Consider the following 13,930-nt stretch of genomic DNA (forward strand, 5'->3'; position numbering starts at 1 on the left):
CAAGATTATGACCGCAAAGCAAATGATTGCGCATTATAACGCGCAGGATGCAGATGCATATGTGCAATTGATGAGTGACGAAGCATGCGAAGCGGGGTATCGCGGTGATGTGTTGCGTGAAGGGAAAGAAGGCGTCCGTGCTGGGTTGAAAGCGATGTTTGCTGAGTTTCCAGATAACCGTGCTGATATTTTATCTGCGGAGCAAGTTGGCGAGCATGTTGTAATGCATGAACGGGTTTTTCGTTCGCCATCTACTGATCCATTTGATGTTATGGCAATTTATAGTTTTGAAGGCGAGAAAGTTTCTCGTGTGGAGTTTGTCCGATAATGGCTGATGCACCTCAATTACCTGATGAAGCCGAAGTTCGCGCCAAATGGGGCGATTTCAAATTCACCGCTGATAATGCGAAAAAGGCAAAGGAAATTATTGCCCGCTATCCTGACGGACGGCAACGCAGCGCGGTTATGCCTCTGTTAGATTTGGCGCAGCGTCAGGTTGGTGCGGAAACCAATACGCAAGGATGGCTTCCTGTGCCGGTGATTGAATATGTAGCGGCCATGTTGGACATGCCATATATGCGCGCATTTGAGGTGGTGACTTTTTACACCATGTATAATCAGGCGCCTGTTGGTAAATATCATGTGCAGGTCTGCGGAACGACGCCATGTTTGTTACGCGGGTCGGATGATGTGATGTCGGCATGTAAAAATAAAGGTATGGTAAAGGGTAAAACCACGCCCGATGGCCTGTTCACCCTGACCGAAGTGGAATGTATGGGTAATTGCGCCTCTGCCCCGATGGTGCAGATTAACGACGATAATTATGAAGATTTAGACTATGATCGCACCATGGCGATTTTGGATGCATTGGAGCAGGGCAAACCAGTGAAAACTGGCACGCAAGAACCGGGTCGTCACACGGTTGAGCCAATTGGCGAGCCGACAAATCTGGCCGAAATGATCAAAAGCAACCATGATTATAGGAAGCAATGGTAATGAGTTTTGATTTTCTTCAGGATAAAGATCGGATTTTCACCAATGTCTATGGTTATCAACCATGGAATTTAAAGGCTGCGCAAGGGCGTGGTGATTGGGACAAAACCAAAGATTTAATGAAAATCGGCCAAGACGCGATTATTGATGAGGTGAAGGCATCGGGGCTTCGTGGGCGCGGCGGTGCAGGCTTTCCCACGGGGATGAAGTGGAGCTTTATGCCCAAAAATCCAACCCCCGAACGGCCAAGTTTTTTGGTTATCAATGCCGATGAATCCGAGCCGGGTAGCTGCAAGGACCGCGAAATCATTCGCCATGACCCGCATAAATTGATTGAGGGCGCGTTAATCGCGGGATATGCAATGCGCGCACGGGCCGCATATATTTATATTCGCGGTGAATATATTCGTGAGGCTGAAACCCTTTTTGCCGCTGTGCAAGAGGCATATGACGCCGGATTATTGGGTAAAAATGCCGCAAAATCCGGATATGATTTTGATGTATTTGTGCACCGCGGGGCGGGCGCATATATTTGCGGCGAAGAAACCGCGATGATAGAGAGCCTTGAGGGGAAAAAGGGCCAGCCAAGGTTAAAACCCCCATTTCCTGCGGGTGCAGGGCTTTATGGTTGCCCAACCACGGTAAATAATGTGGAAAGCATTGCCGTTGTGCCCACCATATTACGGCGCGGGGCGGCATGGTTTTCCAGCTTTGGCCGTGATAATAATAAAGGTACAAAATTATTTCAAATTTCCGGTCATGTTGAACGCCCATGTGTGGTTGAGGAAAGCATGAGCATTCCCTTTCGTGATTTGATTGAAAAACATTGCGGCGGGATACGCGGCGGATGGGATAATTTATTGGCGGTCATCCCCGGTGGTTCATCGGTGCCGCTTGTTCCTGCTGCGCAAATTATGGATGCGCCCATGGATTTTGACGGCCTGCGCGAAGTAGGATCGGGGCTTGGCACTGCGGCGGTCATTGTGATGGACAAAAGCACCGATATTGTTCAGGCGATTTCTAGGCTTTCCTATTTTTACAAGCATGAAAGCTGCGGCCAATGCACCCCATGTCGTGAGGGCACAGGCTGGATGTGGCGCGTGATGGAAAAAATGCGTACCGGCGATGCCGATATCGCCGATATCGATACCCTATATGAGGTGACCAAACAGGTTGAGGGACATACCATCTGTGCGCTTGGCGATGCGGCGGCATGGCCAATTCAAGGCCTCATTCGCCATTTCCGTCCTGAAATGGAACGGCGGATTAACGAAAATAAGGGTGCAGGTGCATCCAATATAATGGAGGCAGCGGAATGAAACTTGCATTTTGTCTTATTGCGTCATTGCTTTGTTCAACAGCGGCGATAGCTCAAGAGAAACCAGCTCAAGAGAAGCCTTCTGATAGGCCGATTCCTGAAGGCGCAGTGGTCATAAAATTTTTTGATGCAGAGAAGATCCAGCTTTGGGCACAGTGTAGTTGGGAAAAAATGCCAGTTACTAGCCCAAATTTGTTCGATATTCATTTTAATTCAAAAAAAGTAGAAGATCTGAGAGAGATTCCGTTCGCAAGTCCAATAGAAAATCTGAACACGCGTTTGAATGCCGTTTGTGGTGAATTGCTGGACGATCGAGATAGAAACTCACCTACGCATAATGTGCAATCCGCGAAAATATTTGCATTGAAAAAATTTCGTCCTGAACAGCCCAAGCAAAAAGATCAGAAAATTCAATCCTATATTTGTGCACACAAAATTTCTGGTCAGTACGTCATCACTGAACGAGATCTTAAAAAGCCAAAGCCGCAAGACGCGATTCCATTTGCTAAAGCATATTGTTTCAAAATCGAAGCGGATGGGAGTCTGACCGATGCCTAAAGTCACCGTAGATGGAATTGAAATCGAAGTGCCAGAGGGCGCAACCGTGCTTCAGGCGGCGGAGCTTGCGGGCAAGGAAATTCCGCGCTTTTGCTATCATGAACGGCTGTCCATTGCGGGCAATTGCCGTATGTGCCTTGTCGAGGTAAAGCCAGGGCCGCCAAAGCCGCAGGCATCATGTGCCTTGCCCGCCATGGAGGGGCAGGAAATCCGCACCGATAGCCAGATGGTGAAAAAGGCACGCGAAGGTGTGATGGAATTTCTCCTTATCAATCACCCTCTTGATTGCCCGATTTGTGATCAGGGCGGTGAATGTGATTTACAGGATCAGGCCGTGGCATTTGGGCGTGGTTCATCGCGTTATGAAGAAAATAAACGCGCGGTCACCGAAAAATATATGGGCCCCATTGTTAAAACAGTGATGACCCGCTGTATTCAATGCACACGCTGTGTCCGCTTTGCCGAAGAAGTAGCCGGTATCGAAGAAATTGGCGCCATTGGCCGCGGTGAAAATATGCAAATCACCAGCTATTTGGAACATGCAGTGCAAAGCGAGCTATCGGGAAATGTGGTTGATTTATGCCCCGTTGGCGCATTGACCAGCAAGCCCTATGCTTTTGAGGCACGGCCATGGGAATTGAAAAAGACCCTTGGCATTGATGTGATGGACGCGGTTGGAACTAATGTGCGTTTTGACGCGCGTGGGCGCGAAGTTTTGCGTATTTTGCCGCGCATGAATGATGATGTGAATGAAGAATGGGCGAATGATAAAACCCGTCATGTTGTCGATGGTTTGACCAAAAGGCGTTTGGATGCGCCCTATGTCCGTAAAGACGGCAAATTGGTAAAGGCAAGCTGGGCAGAGGCATTTGAGGCGATTAAGGCTGTTAATGCTGGCTCGTCGGTTGCGGCAATTGCTGGTGATTTGGTCGATTGTGAAACCATGTATGCGGCAAAGGCTTTGCTCGCCAAAATGGGCAGCAGCATGTTGGAAGGTCGCCAGACTGGCATGAAATATGATGTCTCATCGTTAAGCGCGGTGAATTTCAACACGGGCATTGCCGCGATTGAGGATGCGGATGTCATCTTGCTTATCGGCACAAATGTCCGTTGGGAAGCCCCCTTGGTCAACACCCGTATTGGCAAGGCAGTTCGCCGTAAAGGGGCAAAGGTTTTTGTCATTGGCGATGAAATTGACTTAACATATCGTGCGGAATTTTTGGGCAATGATGCAGCCTTAATCGGCAAATTGCCAAAGGCGGCGGCCGATGCGTTGAAAAATGCAGCACGTCCCGCGGTGATTATTGGTGGCGGTGCATTGGCAGCCGAAGGCGTGCATGGCGCGGCGTTGAAATTGGCCGAAAAATATAATTTGGTGCGTGATTTAGAAGATGGCCGTTCTTGGAATGGCTTTAATGCGCTTCATTTTTCTGCGGCGCGGATGGGCGGCTTAATGCTTGGCTATGCACAGGTGGGCGGCATATCAGATATTGTGGCGGCGCAACCTAAATTGACGTTCTTCCTTGGTGCGGATGAGGTTGATTTCACTAAATTTGAAAATAGTTTGAAAGTTTTTGTTGGCCATCATGGTGATAAGGGCGCTCATGCTGCGGATGTCATTTTGCCCGCCGCTGCCTATACCGAGAAAAATGGCACATATGTCAATTTAGAAGGGCGCGTTCAATTTTCAAATAAGGCGGTATTTGCCCCTGGTGATGCCCGCGAAGATTGGTCAATTTTCCGTGCTTTATCCGAAATATTGGGACATAAACTTCCTTTTGATAATTTTGATGATTGCCGCGCCGAAATGGTTAAGCAGGTTCCTGCCTTGGGCGTTGAGGGCTTGGCCGATTATGGTTGGGCCGTTCCCAAATTATCAGATAAAGCCGCAGGGGCAATAAATTATCCGATAAAGGATTTTTATCTGACCAATGCCATTTGCCGTGCAAGCGACACCATGAACCGTTGTTCAAAAGAATTGATCCATGGTGAAGATATGTTGGAGGCCGCGGAATGACCGAATTTTTTATCTCTTTGGGCATGAACTTTGAATGGGCGTGGTTCACCGCAACAATTGCGGGCATATTGTTAATTGCCTTGCCTTTGATGCTTGCAGTGGCGATGATTATTTATGTCGATCGTAAAATTTGGGCCGCAATGGCGCTGCGCAAGGGGCCAAATGTGGTTGGCCCATTTGGCTTATTGCAAAGCTTTGCCGATGGTCTGAAGGTATTTTTACAAGAAACAATCATTCCATCCAGCGCAAATAAGGGGTTGTTTTTAATCGCTCCGATTATCACCTTTACCGTGGCCTTATTGGCATGGGCGGTGATACCATTTAGCGAAACCGCGATATTATCGAATATCAATGTTGGGCTGCTCTATATTTTGGCGGTCAGCTCGCTTGGCGTTTATGGTGTTGTTATCTCCGGTTGGGCTTCAAATTCCAAATATCCTTTTTTCTCGGCCATGCGTGCCGCTGCTCAAATGATAAGTTATGAAGTATCAATCGGCTTTATCATCATTTCGGTCGTGTTATTTGCCGGCTCTTTCAACATGATGGAAATTGTTGAGGGACAGCGCGGATTTGGCCTAGGCTTTGTTAACGCATTTGGTTTTAATATTTTAATGTTCCCCATGGCGATTATGTTCTTAATCTCTGCATTGGCGGAAACCGCGCGTGCTCCATTTGATTTGACCGAGGCGGAAAGTGAGCTGGTCGCGGGCTATCAAACCGAATATAGTTCCATGTCGTTCGCGCTATTCTGGCTTGGTGAATATGCCAATGTGTTGTTAATGTGCGCGTTGAACGCCATCTTATTTTGGGGTGGATATTTGCCGCCCGTGGATTGGGCGCCATTATATGCTGTGCCTGGCATTATTTGGTTGTTCGCCAAAATATTCTTCTTCTTCTTTGTATTTAGCTGGGTAAAGGCAACGGTTCCGCGCTATCGCTATGACCAACTTATGCGCTTGGGATGGAAAATATTCCTGCCTATATCGCTTTTCTGGGTATTTCTGGTGAGCGGATATTTAATGCTGACGAGGTATTCATAATGTCAAATATTTCCCATCTTATTAAATCATTCACCCTTTGGGAATTTGCAAAGGCGCATTGGCTTACCTTAAAATATTTTTTCAAGCCCAAGGCGACGATCAATTATCCATTTGAGAAAAACCCTATCAGTCCCCGTTTCCGTGGGGAGCACGCGCTGCGCCGTTACCCAAATGGCGAAGAACGCTGCATTGCGTGTAAATTATGCGAGGCTGTTTGCCCCGCGCAGGCCATTACGATTGAGGCTGAGCCGCGCGATGATGGTTCACGTCGCACCACGCGCTATGATATTGATATGACCAAATGCATTTTTTGCGGTTTTTGTCAGGAAGCATGTCCGGTTGATGCAGTTGTTGAAGGGCCTAATTTTGAATATGCGACCGAAACACGCGAAGAATTGCTATATGATAAAGCAAAACTTTTGGAAAATGGTGATAAGTGGGAGCAAGCAATTGCTGCAAACCTTGCCGCCGATGCGCCTTATCGTTAAGGGCATGATAGTTAATATAGGGACGATGAAATCGTGATTCAGTTACTTGCCTTTTACATATTTGCGACGTTGGTTGTGGCCAGCGGCATTATGGTGATTTTTTCGCGCAATCCGGTGCACAGTGTGCTGTGGTTGATTGTGGCATTTTTCAACGCGGCGGGGCTGATGGTTTTGCTTGGCGCGGAGTTTATCGCCATGTTGTTGGTGATTGTTTATGTGGGGGCAGTCGCTGTATTGTTCCTATTCGTTGTCATGATGCTGGATATTGATTTTGCAGAGCTTCGCGCAGGTTTTGTGCAAAATATGCCGCTTGGCCTTTTGCTGGCGTTCATCCTGTTGGTTGAACTGATTATGGGTTTAGGAGCATATAAGGCCGGAGCGGTTCAATTGGGCGAGTCCGCCATTCAAAGCAATGATGCCGCAAATAATATTGAGGCAATTGGGCAGCTGCTTTACACAAAATATATTTTCCTGTTCGAAGCAGCTGGTTTAATATTGCTGGTCGCCATGGTGGGCGCAATCATTTTAACCAACCGTCAAAGGGTTGGCATTCGTCCGCAGGATGTTTCCAGCCAGGTTAAGCGCCGTCCATGGGACGCAATTAAAAATATTAAAGTCGAAAGCGGCAAGGGGGTCGAGCTATGATTGGCATCGAGCATTATCTGGTGGTCAGCACAATTTTATTTGTGCTTGGTGTGCTGGGTATTTTTCTAAACCGTAAAAATGTGATTATCATTTTAATGGCAGTTGAGCTTATCTTGCTTGCGGTTAATATAAATCTTGTCGCTTTTAGTGCGTTTTTGGGTGATTTAACGGGGCAAATTTTTGCCATGTTCGTGTTAACAGTCGCGGCGGGTGAAGCCGCCATTGGGCTTGCCATTTTGGTTATATATTTCCGTAAACGCGGAACAATCGCCGTTGACGACGTCAACCGGATGAAGGGATAAGGCCGGTGTCATCAATTCAAATCATTGTTTTTGCGCCTTTAATTGCGGCAATTATTGCCGGGCTTGGCAATCGTGCATTGGGCAATAAAGCGGCCAAATTAATTACAACAGGCGGGCTTTTTCTTTCTTGTGCGTTAAGCTGGCCCATATTTATTTCTTTCTTATCGGGCACGCAAAGTGCGCATGTCGTTCCTGTGTTGGATTGGGTGCGTTCCGGCGCACTGCATTTTGCATGGGAATTAAGAGTTGATGCATTAACCGCGGTCATGCTTGTCGTTGTGACCAGCGTTTCTGCATTGGTTCATTTATATAGCTGGGGCTATATGGACGAAGATCCAGACCAGCCGCGTTTCTTTGCCTATTTATCTTTATTTACCTTTGCTATGTTGATGCTGGTAACCGCCAATAATTTGGTTCAAATGTTCTTTGGTTGGGAAGGGGTTGGACTTGCTTCTTATCTTTTGATCGGATTTTGGTTTAAAAAGCCAAGCGCAAATGCGGCGGCAATAAAGGCATTTGTCGTAAACCGTGTTGGCGATTTGGGCTTTATGCTAGGTATTTTTGGCCTGTTCATGGTATTTGGCACGGTTTCAATTACGGATATTTTGGCCGCTGCGCCCGGTAAAGCTGGTTCTTCAATCGGCTTTTTGGGGATGCAGGTTGATTTGATGAGCTTGCTTTGTGTGTTATTATTCATCGGCGCGATGGGTAAATCGGCACAACTTGGCCTTCACACTTGGTTGCCGGACGCGATGGAAGGGCCAACGCCTGTATCCGCGCTTATCCACGCCGCAACTATGGTTACTGCGGGTGTATTTATGGTATGCCGCATGTCGCCCTTATTTGAAACAAGCCAATTTGCGATGAATTTGGTAACGATTGTGGGGGCGACGACGGCGATTTTTGCCGCAACGGTTGGCCTCGTCCAAACCGATATTAAACGTGTTATTGCTTATTCAACATGTTCGCAATTGGGCTATATGTTCTTTGCTGCGGGCATGGGGGCATATGGTGCGGCAATGTTCCACCTTTTCACCCACGCATTTTTCAAGGCTTTATTATTCCTTGGTGCGGGTAGTGTGATCCACGCCATGCATCATGAACAAGATATGCGTTATTATGGTGGATTGCGTAAGCATATACCGCTCACATTTTGGGCGATGATGGCTGGAACATTGGCAATTACCGGTGTTGGCATACTTGGTGTGGGCGGCTTTGCAGGATTTTATTCAAAAGATGCGATTATCGAAGTTGCCTTTGCCGGTGCTGCGCCGCATAATTTTGGATATTATGCATTTGGCATTGGTGTTTTGGCGGCATTATTGACCAGTTTTTATAGCTGGCGTTTAATGTTCTTAACCTTCTTTGGCAAAGCGCGTTGGATAGAAAGCGAACATATTCAACATAGCGTACATAAAACAGCAGAAGAAGCGGGCGAGGACACAACAGGTGGTTACCACCCGCATGAAAGCCCATTGCCGATGCTTATTCCATTGGCGGTTCTCTCCTTTGGTGCGATCTTCGCTGGTTTAATTTTTCACAATCCCTTTGTGGAGGCAGGAATTGGCAACGAATTTTGGTCACAAAGCACATTATATTTTAATGAGCATTTAATGCATGCCATTCATGAAGTGCCATTATGGGTAAAATTATCATCGACTTTTGCGATGCTCACAGGATTGTTCATTGCCTATATGATGTATATCCGTTCAGAGGATGCGCCGCAAAAATTGGTGTCGCATTTCAAGCCTCTTTATAATTTCTTTTATAATAAATGGTATTTTGATGAGCTTTATAACCTAATCTTTGTTCGTCCAGCCTTTTGGTTTGGCCGCAAATTTTGGCAAATTGGCGATGTTGGCTTAATTGATCGCTTTGGACCAAATGGGTCGGCTACGGCTGTATCAATGGGGTCAAAATTGGCCGCAAAGGTCCAATCAGGTTATCTTTATACTTATGCTTTTGTAATGCTAATCGGCCTTGTCGCTATGATTAGCTGGGTAATGGTGCAAACAAAATGAGCGCAGAAAATCTTCCTATTCTTTCGATCATGATGCTGGTGCCTTTACTGGCATCTATCGCATGCATGTTTTTACGCGATAATGGCGCTCGTCAGCTCGCATTGGGCGCGACATTGCTTAATTTATTATTGGGCATTTGGCTTTGGATGTCGTTTAATCCCACGGGCGATCAATGGCAATTTACCGAAAATTTGGATTTATTTGGCCCTATCGGTTACAATATTGGTATTGATGGCATTTCTTTAATGCTTATCATGTTATCGGTATTTTTAATGCCGATATGTATCGGCGCAAGCTGGCGCGCGATCGATAAACGCGTTGGTGAATATATGGCGGCGTTTTTGATGATGGAAGTCATCATGATCGGCGTTTTTGTCGCGCAGGATTTATTATTATTTTATATCTTCTTTGAGGCTGGCTTAATCCCCATGTATTTGATTATCGGGATTTGGGGCGGCGCAAACCGCATTTATGCAAGTTTCAAATTTTTCCTCTACACATTGCTTGGTTCGGTTCTGATGCTGCTCGCCATGCTTTGGATGATAAATGAGGCAGGCACTTCTTATATCCCCGATCTTCATGCCTATAAATTCCCTGTTGAGGCGCAGACATGGTTGTGGCTGGCATTTTTCGCTAGTTTCGCGGTTAAAGTACCTATGTGGCCACTACATACTTGGCTTCCTGATGCTCATGTTCAGGCGCCTACTGCTGGCTCGGTCATTTTGGCAGGTGTTTTGTTGAAACTTGGCGGATATGGATTTTTACGTTTCTCGCTTCCCATGTTTCCAGAGGCAAGCGCGGAATTTTTGTGGGTAATACTTGGCCTTTCTATGGTGGCAGTGGTTTATACTTCATTGGTGGCATTGGTGCAGGAAGATATGAAAAAGCTTATCGCTTATTCATCGGTGGCCCATATGGCGATTGTGACAATCGGCCTTTTTGCCTTTAACCAACAAGGTATTGAGGGCGCGATTATTGTGATGTTAAGCCATGGTTTGGTTTCTGGCGCTTTATTCCTTTGTGTTGGGGTTATATATGATCGCCTACATACTCGAGATATTGGCCGTTATGGCGGGTTAAGCATTAACATGCCTAAATATGCCATTTTATTTCTTTTGTTCACAATGGCCAGCATTGGCCTTCCCGGGACAAGCGGTTTTGTGGGTGAATTTTTAGCTTTGGCTGGGATTTATCAAATTTCCACATGGGCGACCTTAATTTGCACAACGGGCATTATTTTAGGCGCAGGCTATATGCTTTATCTTTATCGCCGTGTGGCATTTGGCGCGCAGGTGAATGAAGATGCCGCCGCAATGCAAGATATTGATGGACGTGAAATGTGGCTGTTGGCGCCAATAGCGGCTGTTGTTTTATGGATGGGTGTCTATCCAGAATCATTCATTCAACCGATAAGACGCGATGTGGCGACAATTGTTGCCCATATTGACCGCGCGACACCGGCAACTGATTCAATTATTAAAGAAAATGATAAAGCCATGACCAAATATCGTGTCCAAAAACATGAGGGCAAGGAAGGGCATTTGCCTGAAAAATCAGCTGAGCATGGGAGTGCGCACTAATGGATTTGGCGATTTCACTATATTTTACGCGCCCTGAGCTTATTTTAAGTTTTTCTGGATTGATTTTATTATTAATTGCCGCGTGGCGAAATGATAGCGGTAAGCTGCTTTCTATCTTGGCTGTTGCAGCATTATTTGGTGCTGGCGCATATCTTATCGAATTTTTGACAAACCCGTCCTATTCCGATGGCGGGGATGCATTTTCCGGCCTTTATCGTATGGATGCATTTGGTTCCTATGCAAAGCTTATCATTTATGCGGCGGCGGCAATTTGTTTAATTATGACGCCATCTGTTTTAACACGCGCAGGGGTGTTTAAGCCTGAATATCCAATATTGGTCCTATTTGCTGTAGTAGGCATGGGAATAATGGTGTCGGCGGTTGATTTTGTAACCTTATATATCGGGCTAGAACTAAACAGTTTGGCAGCCTATGTCTTGGCCAGTTTCGCCCGCGATGATGAACGATCAAGCGAGGCCGGGCTTAAATATTTTGTGCTTGGCGCATTGGCCAGCGGCATTTTATTATTCGGCATGTCGTTAATTTATGGCTTTACCGGCAGCACGCAATTTCATCTTATTTCCGATGCACTTTCTGGTAATATTGGGATGGGCGCAACCTTTGGTCTTGTTTTCATCCTTGCTGGTTTGGCCTTTAAAATCAGCGCAGCACCATTTCATATGTGGACGCCGGATGTGTATGAAGGTGCACCGACGCCGATTACAGCATTTTTTGCAAGTGCACCAAAGGTGGCGGCCAGTATATTGTTGGTCCGTGTTTCCATGGATGCATTTGGCAGCCAAGTGGCAGCATGGCAGATGATTGTTATTTTTGTGGCGCTTTTCTCCATTATTGTCGGGGCATTGGGGGCAATTGGACAGCAAAATATTAAACGTCTTTTGGCCTATAGCTCGATTAACAATATCGGGTTTTTGTTAATTGGTCTTGCTGCGGCAAATGCGGCGGGTATTTCCGGCATGATGACATATTTGGCAATTTATGTCGTTATGACATTGGGGGCATTTGCCTGTGTCATGCAATTGGTGGATCGTCAGGGCGTTGTCCGTGAAGATATGGGAGCGCTTGCCGGATTGTCAGAAACACGTCCTGCCTTGGCTTATTCAATGGCGGCATATATGTTTGCTTTGGCTGGTATTCCGCCACTATTTGGTTTTTGGGGTAAATTGGTTGTGTTCCAAGCCGCAATTCAGGCAGGATTATTCCCACTGGCAATTTTGGGTATTTGTGCATCGGTAATTGGCGCCTTTTATTATTTAAAGGTGGTTAAAATCATGTTCTTTGATGAAGCTGACGCCATCATCGTGCCTGCGGATAAGGTGCTTGCATGGATTAGCGGCCTGTTTGCTATTATCCTATTAACAGTGGGTTGGATGGCGATTCCATTACTGCAACATCTTGGCGATAATGCAGCAGCCGCATTGTTAGCAAGTTGAGCATCCATATTGATAATATTGCAGAAACCCATTCGACAAATGCTGATTTGCTAAAAAAAAATCTTTCGATTTTAGGCGAAGGATATTGGTTGCAAGCAGATCAGCAAAGCGGCGGCAGGGGCAGGCAAGGGCGCGAATGGCATTCGCCAGAGGGTAATTTATATTGCTCCACATTTGTTAGAATTGGCGAAAATGACCCCGCGCCTGCTTCATTGGCAATGATGACATCTTTAAGTGTTTATGAAACGGTTGTTCATTTCATCCCTGATGCAGAGATTAGGATTAAATGGCCTAATGATATATTGGTAAAAAAAGATAGTAGTTGGCATAAAATAAGCGGTATTTTACTGGAAAGCAAAATGCCGCATATTGTGATTGGTATTGGCATGAATGTTAATATTGCGCCTAATCTGGCCGATAGAAATACAGTTTGTCTTAAAGATTTTTTGCATCAGGAGTGTGATGTCGCGGCGGTTTTGAACATTTTGTCATTGCGCTTTGAATTTTTCTTAAAAAAATGGCGCCATTTGGGGCTTTCGAAAATATTGGATTATTGGCGCGAATATAGTTTTCCGGCTGGAACACCCATGTCCACTCATTTGGGTAATGGCGATCAGATTATAGGTGAATTTGCAGGCGTCACCGCCAATGGGTCGCTTAACCTTGTATTAAATGACGGAAGATCGCATATTATCCATGCGGGGGATGTTATGTTAGTTGATCAAGGAAATTAAATGCTTTTAATTGCAGATATTGGCAACTCAAATGTTAAATTTGCATTGGCAAATGAGGAAGGCATTTTGGAAAGATGGCGTATCGCAACCGATTCACGCAGAACCGCCGATGAATATGCCACATGGTTGGCGCAAATATTTGCCTTGTCTGGATATGATATAAAGTCTGTCAAAGCGCTTATCCTATCCTCAGTTGTGCCGCGGGCGGTGCATAATTTTTCCATATTGGCCGAAAAATATCTCAAAGCTGATTTTGTTGTTGCAGGCAGAGGTGACTTTAACTGGGATATTAAATTAAATGTCGAAGAACCCAGCAGCGTTGGCACTGATAGAATAGTTAACGCCATTGCCGCGCAATTATTATGCAAAATGGATAAAATCGTTATCAGCTTTGGTACGGCCACAACATTTGACCATATTGGCAGCGACGGCAGCTATAATGGCGGCAGTATAGCACCGGGAATTAACCTTTCATTGGATGGGCTATATTCTGCGACCGCTCAATTGCCCAATATTGCAATTACGGATCCTGAAAATGATAATATGCTGGGCAAAACGACCGAGGCGCAAATGCAAATTGGTATTTTCTGGGGTTCTTTATCATTGATTGAGGGCATGATTTCACGAATGAAGGCCCAAATTGGCAAGCCGGTTCAAATTATCGCCACTGGTGGTATGGCATATTTATTTCAAAAACAGCATCAGATATTTGATTTTATTGATCCCGATCTTACATTAAAGGGGCTATCCTGCCTCTATTATAACAAAATTAAAGGTTAA

14 protein-coding genes are annotated in these 13,930 nt (G+C 45.8%); all 14 read left to right on the forward strand.

Annotated features, from left to right (window positions below; translation table 11 throughout):
• Positions 1-7: 7 nt before the first annotated feature.
• From LPB140_RS07160 to LPB140_RS07225, 14 genes are read left to right on the forward strand one after another with little or no spacing between them, the layout of a single operon-like run.
• Positions 8-328, forward strand: coding sequence for a nuclear transport factor 2 family protein (locus tag LPB140_RS07160; RefSeq protein ID WP_072559240.1), 321 nt, complete (start codon positions 8-10; stop codon positions 326-328).
• Positions 328-996, forward strand: coding sequence for an NADH-quinone oxidoreductase subunit NuoE (gene nuoE, locus LPB140_RS07165; RefSeq protein ID WP_072559241.1), 669 nt, complete (start codon positions 328-330; stop codon positions 994-996). Before LPB140_RS07160 ends, nuoE begins: the two co-directional genes overlap by 1 nt.
• Positions 996-2,312, forward strand: a complete 1,317-nt coding sequence (gene nuoF, locus LPB140_RS07170; RefSeq protein WP_072560635.1) for an NADH-quinone oxidoreductase subunit NuoF — start codon at positions 996-998, stop codon at positions 2,310-2,312. Before nuoE ends, nuoF begins: the two co-directional genes overlap by 1 nt.
• Positions 2,309-2,869 carry a hypothetical protein gene (locus LPB140_RS07175; protein WP_072559242.1) on the forward strand — a complete coding sequence of 187 codons (561 nt, stop codon included), beginning with the start codon at positions 2,309-2,311 and terminating at the stop codon, positions 2,867-2,869. The genes nuoF and LPB140_RS07175 overlap by 4 nt, the downstream gene beginning before the upstream one ends.
• Positions 2,862-4,886: an NADH-quinone oxidoreductase subunit NuoG gene (nuoG, locus tag LPB140_RS07180; RefSeq protein ID WP_072559243.1), complete on the forward strand. Its 2,025-nt coding sequence runs from the start codon at positions 2,862-2,864 to the stop codon at positions 4,884-4,886. The genes LPB140_RS07175 and nuoG overlap by 8 nt, the downstream gene beginning before the upstream one ends.
• Positions 4,883-5,926, forward strand: a complete 1,044-nt coding sequence (gene nuoH, locus LPB140_RS07185; RefSeq protein ID WP_072559244.1) for an NADH-quinone oxidoreductase subunit NuoH — start codon at positions 4,883-4,885, stop codon at positions 5,924-5,926. The genes nuoG and nuoH overlap by 4 nt, the downstream gene beginning before the upstream one ends.
• Complete coding sequence (gene nuoI, locus LPB140_RS07190; protein ID WP_072559245.1) at positions 5,926-6,414, forward strand: NADH-quinone oxidoreductase subunit NuoI; 489 nt, start codon at positions 5,926-5,928, stop codon at positions 6,412-6,414. The genes nuoH and nuoI overlap by 1 nt, the downstream gene beginning before the upstream one ends.
• 33 nt (positions 6,415-6,447) lie before the next feature.
• Positions 6,448-7,059 carry an NADH-quinone oxidoreductase subunit J gene (locus tag LPB140_RS07195; RefSeq protein WP_072559246.1) on the forward strand — a complete coding sequence of 204 codons (612 nt, stop codon included), beginning with the start codon at positions 6,448-6,450 and terminating at the stop codon, positions 7,057-7,059.
• Positions 7,056-7,361, forward strand: a complete 306-nt coding sequence (nuoK, locus tag LPB140_RS07200) for an NADH-quinone oxidoreductase subunit NuoK (RefSeq protein ID WP_072559247.1) — start codon at positions 7,056-7,058, stop codon at positions 7,359-7,361. The genes LPB140_RS07195 and nuoK overlap by 4 nt, the downstream gene beginning before the upstream one ends.
• A 5-nt stretch (positions 7,362-7,366) precedes the next feature.
• Complete coding sequence (gene nuoL / locus LPB140_RS07205) at positions 7,367-9,382, forward strand: NADH-quinone oxidoreductase subunit L (protein ID WP_072559248.1); 2,016 nt, start codon at positions 7,367-7,369, stop codon at positions 9,380-9,382.
• Positions 9,379-10,962 (forward strand): NADH-quinone oxidoreductase subunit M, encoded by a 1,584-nt coding sequence (locus tag LPB140_RS07210; RefSeq protein WP_072559249.1) that lies wholly within the window; start codon positions 9,379-9,381, stop codon positions 10,960-10,962. The genes nuoL and LPB140_RS07210 overlap by 4 nt, the downstream gene beginning before the upstream one ends.
• Positions 10,962-12,416 carry an NADH-quinone oxidoreductase subunit NuoN gene (gene nuoN / locus LPB140_RS07215; protein ID WP_072559250.1) on the forward strand — a complete coding sequence of 485 codons (1,455 nt, stop codon included), beginning with the start codon at positions 10,962-10,964 and terminating at the stop codon, positions 12,414-12,416. The genes LPB140_RS07210 and nuoN overlap by 1 nt, the downstream gene beginning before the upstream one ends.
• Positions 12,413-13,150 (forward strand): biotin--[acetyl-CoA-carboxylase] ligase, encoded by a 738-nt coding sequence (locus LPB140_RS07220; protein WP_198024086.1) that lies wholly within the window; start codon positions 12,413-12,415, stop codon positions 13,148-13,150. Before nuoN ends, LPB140_RS07220 begins: the two co-directional genes overlap by 4 nt.
• Positions 13,151-13,930, forward strand: a complete 780-nt coding sequence (locus LPB140_RS07225; protein ID WP_072559251.1) for a type III pantothenate kinase — start codon at positions 13,151-13,153, stop codon at positions 13,928-13,930.

This window comes from Sphingorhabdus lutea, from assembly GCF_001889025.1.
Taxonomy (GTDB): Bacteria; Pseudomonadota; Alphaproteobacteria; order Sphingomonadales; family Sphingomonadaceae; genus Sphingorhabdus_B; species Sphingorhabdus_B lutea.

Excerpts from the sequence above, each read along its gene's own strand:
- nuoN (WP_072559250.1), top strand. The coding sequence starts at position 10,962 with ATGGATTTGGCGATTTCACTATATTTTACGCGCCCTGAGCTTATTTTA.
- LPB140_RS07210 (WP_072559249.1), top strand. The coding sequence starts at position 9,379 with ATGAGCGCAGAAAATCTTCCTATTCTTTCGATCATGATGCTGGTGCCT.
- nuoK (WP_072559247.1), top strand. The coding sequence starts at position 7,056 with ATGATTGGCATCGAGCATTATCTGGTGGTCAGCACAATTTTATTTGTG.
- LPB140_RS07225 (WP_072559251.1), top strand. The coding sequence starts at position 13,151 with ATGCTTTTAATTGCAGATATTGGCAACTCAAATGTTAAATTTGCATTG.
- LPB140_RS07175 (WP_072559242.1), top strand. The coding sequence starts at position 2,309 with ATGAAACTTGCATTTTGTCTTATTGCGTCATTGCTTTGTTCAACAGCG.
- nuoG (WP_072559243.1), top strand. The coding sequence starts at position 2,862 with ATGCCTAAAGTCACCGTAGATGGAATTGAAATCGAAGTGCCAGAGGGC.
- nuoE (WP_072559241.1), top strand. The coding sequence starts at position 328 with ATGGCTGATGCACCTCAATTACCTGATGAAGCCGAAGTTCGCGCCAAA.
- nuoI (WP_072559245.1), top strand. The coding sequence starts at position 5,926 with ATGTCAAATATTTCCCATCTTATTAAATCATTCACCCTTTGGGAATTT.
- LPB140_RS07160 (WP_072559240.1), top strand. The coding sequence starts at position 8 with ATGACCGCAAAGCAAATGATTGCGCATTATAACGCGCAGGATGCAGAT.
- nuoH (WP_072559244.1), top strand. The coding sequence starts at position 4,883 with ATGACCGAATTTTTTATCTCTTTGGGCATGAACTTTGAATGGGCGTGG.
- nuoF (WP_072560635.1), top strand. The coding sequence starts at position 996 with ATGAGTTTTGATTTTCTTCAGGATAAAGATCGGATTTTCACCAATGTC.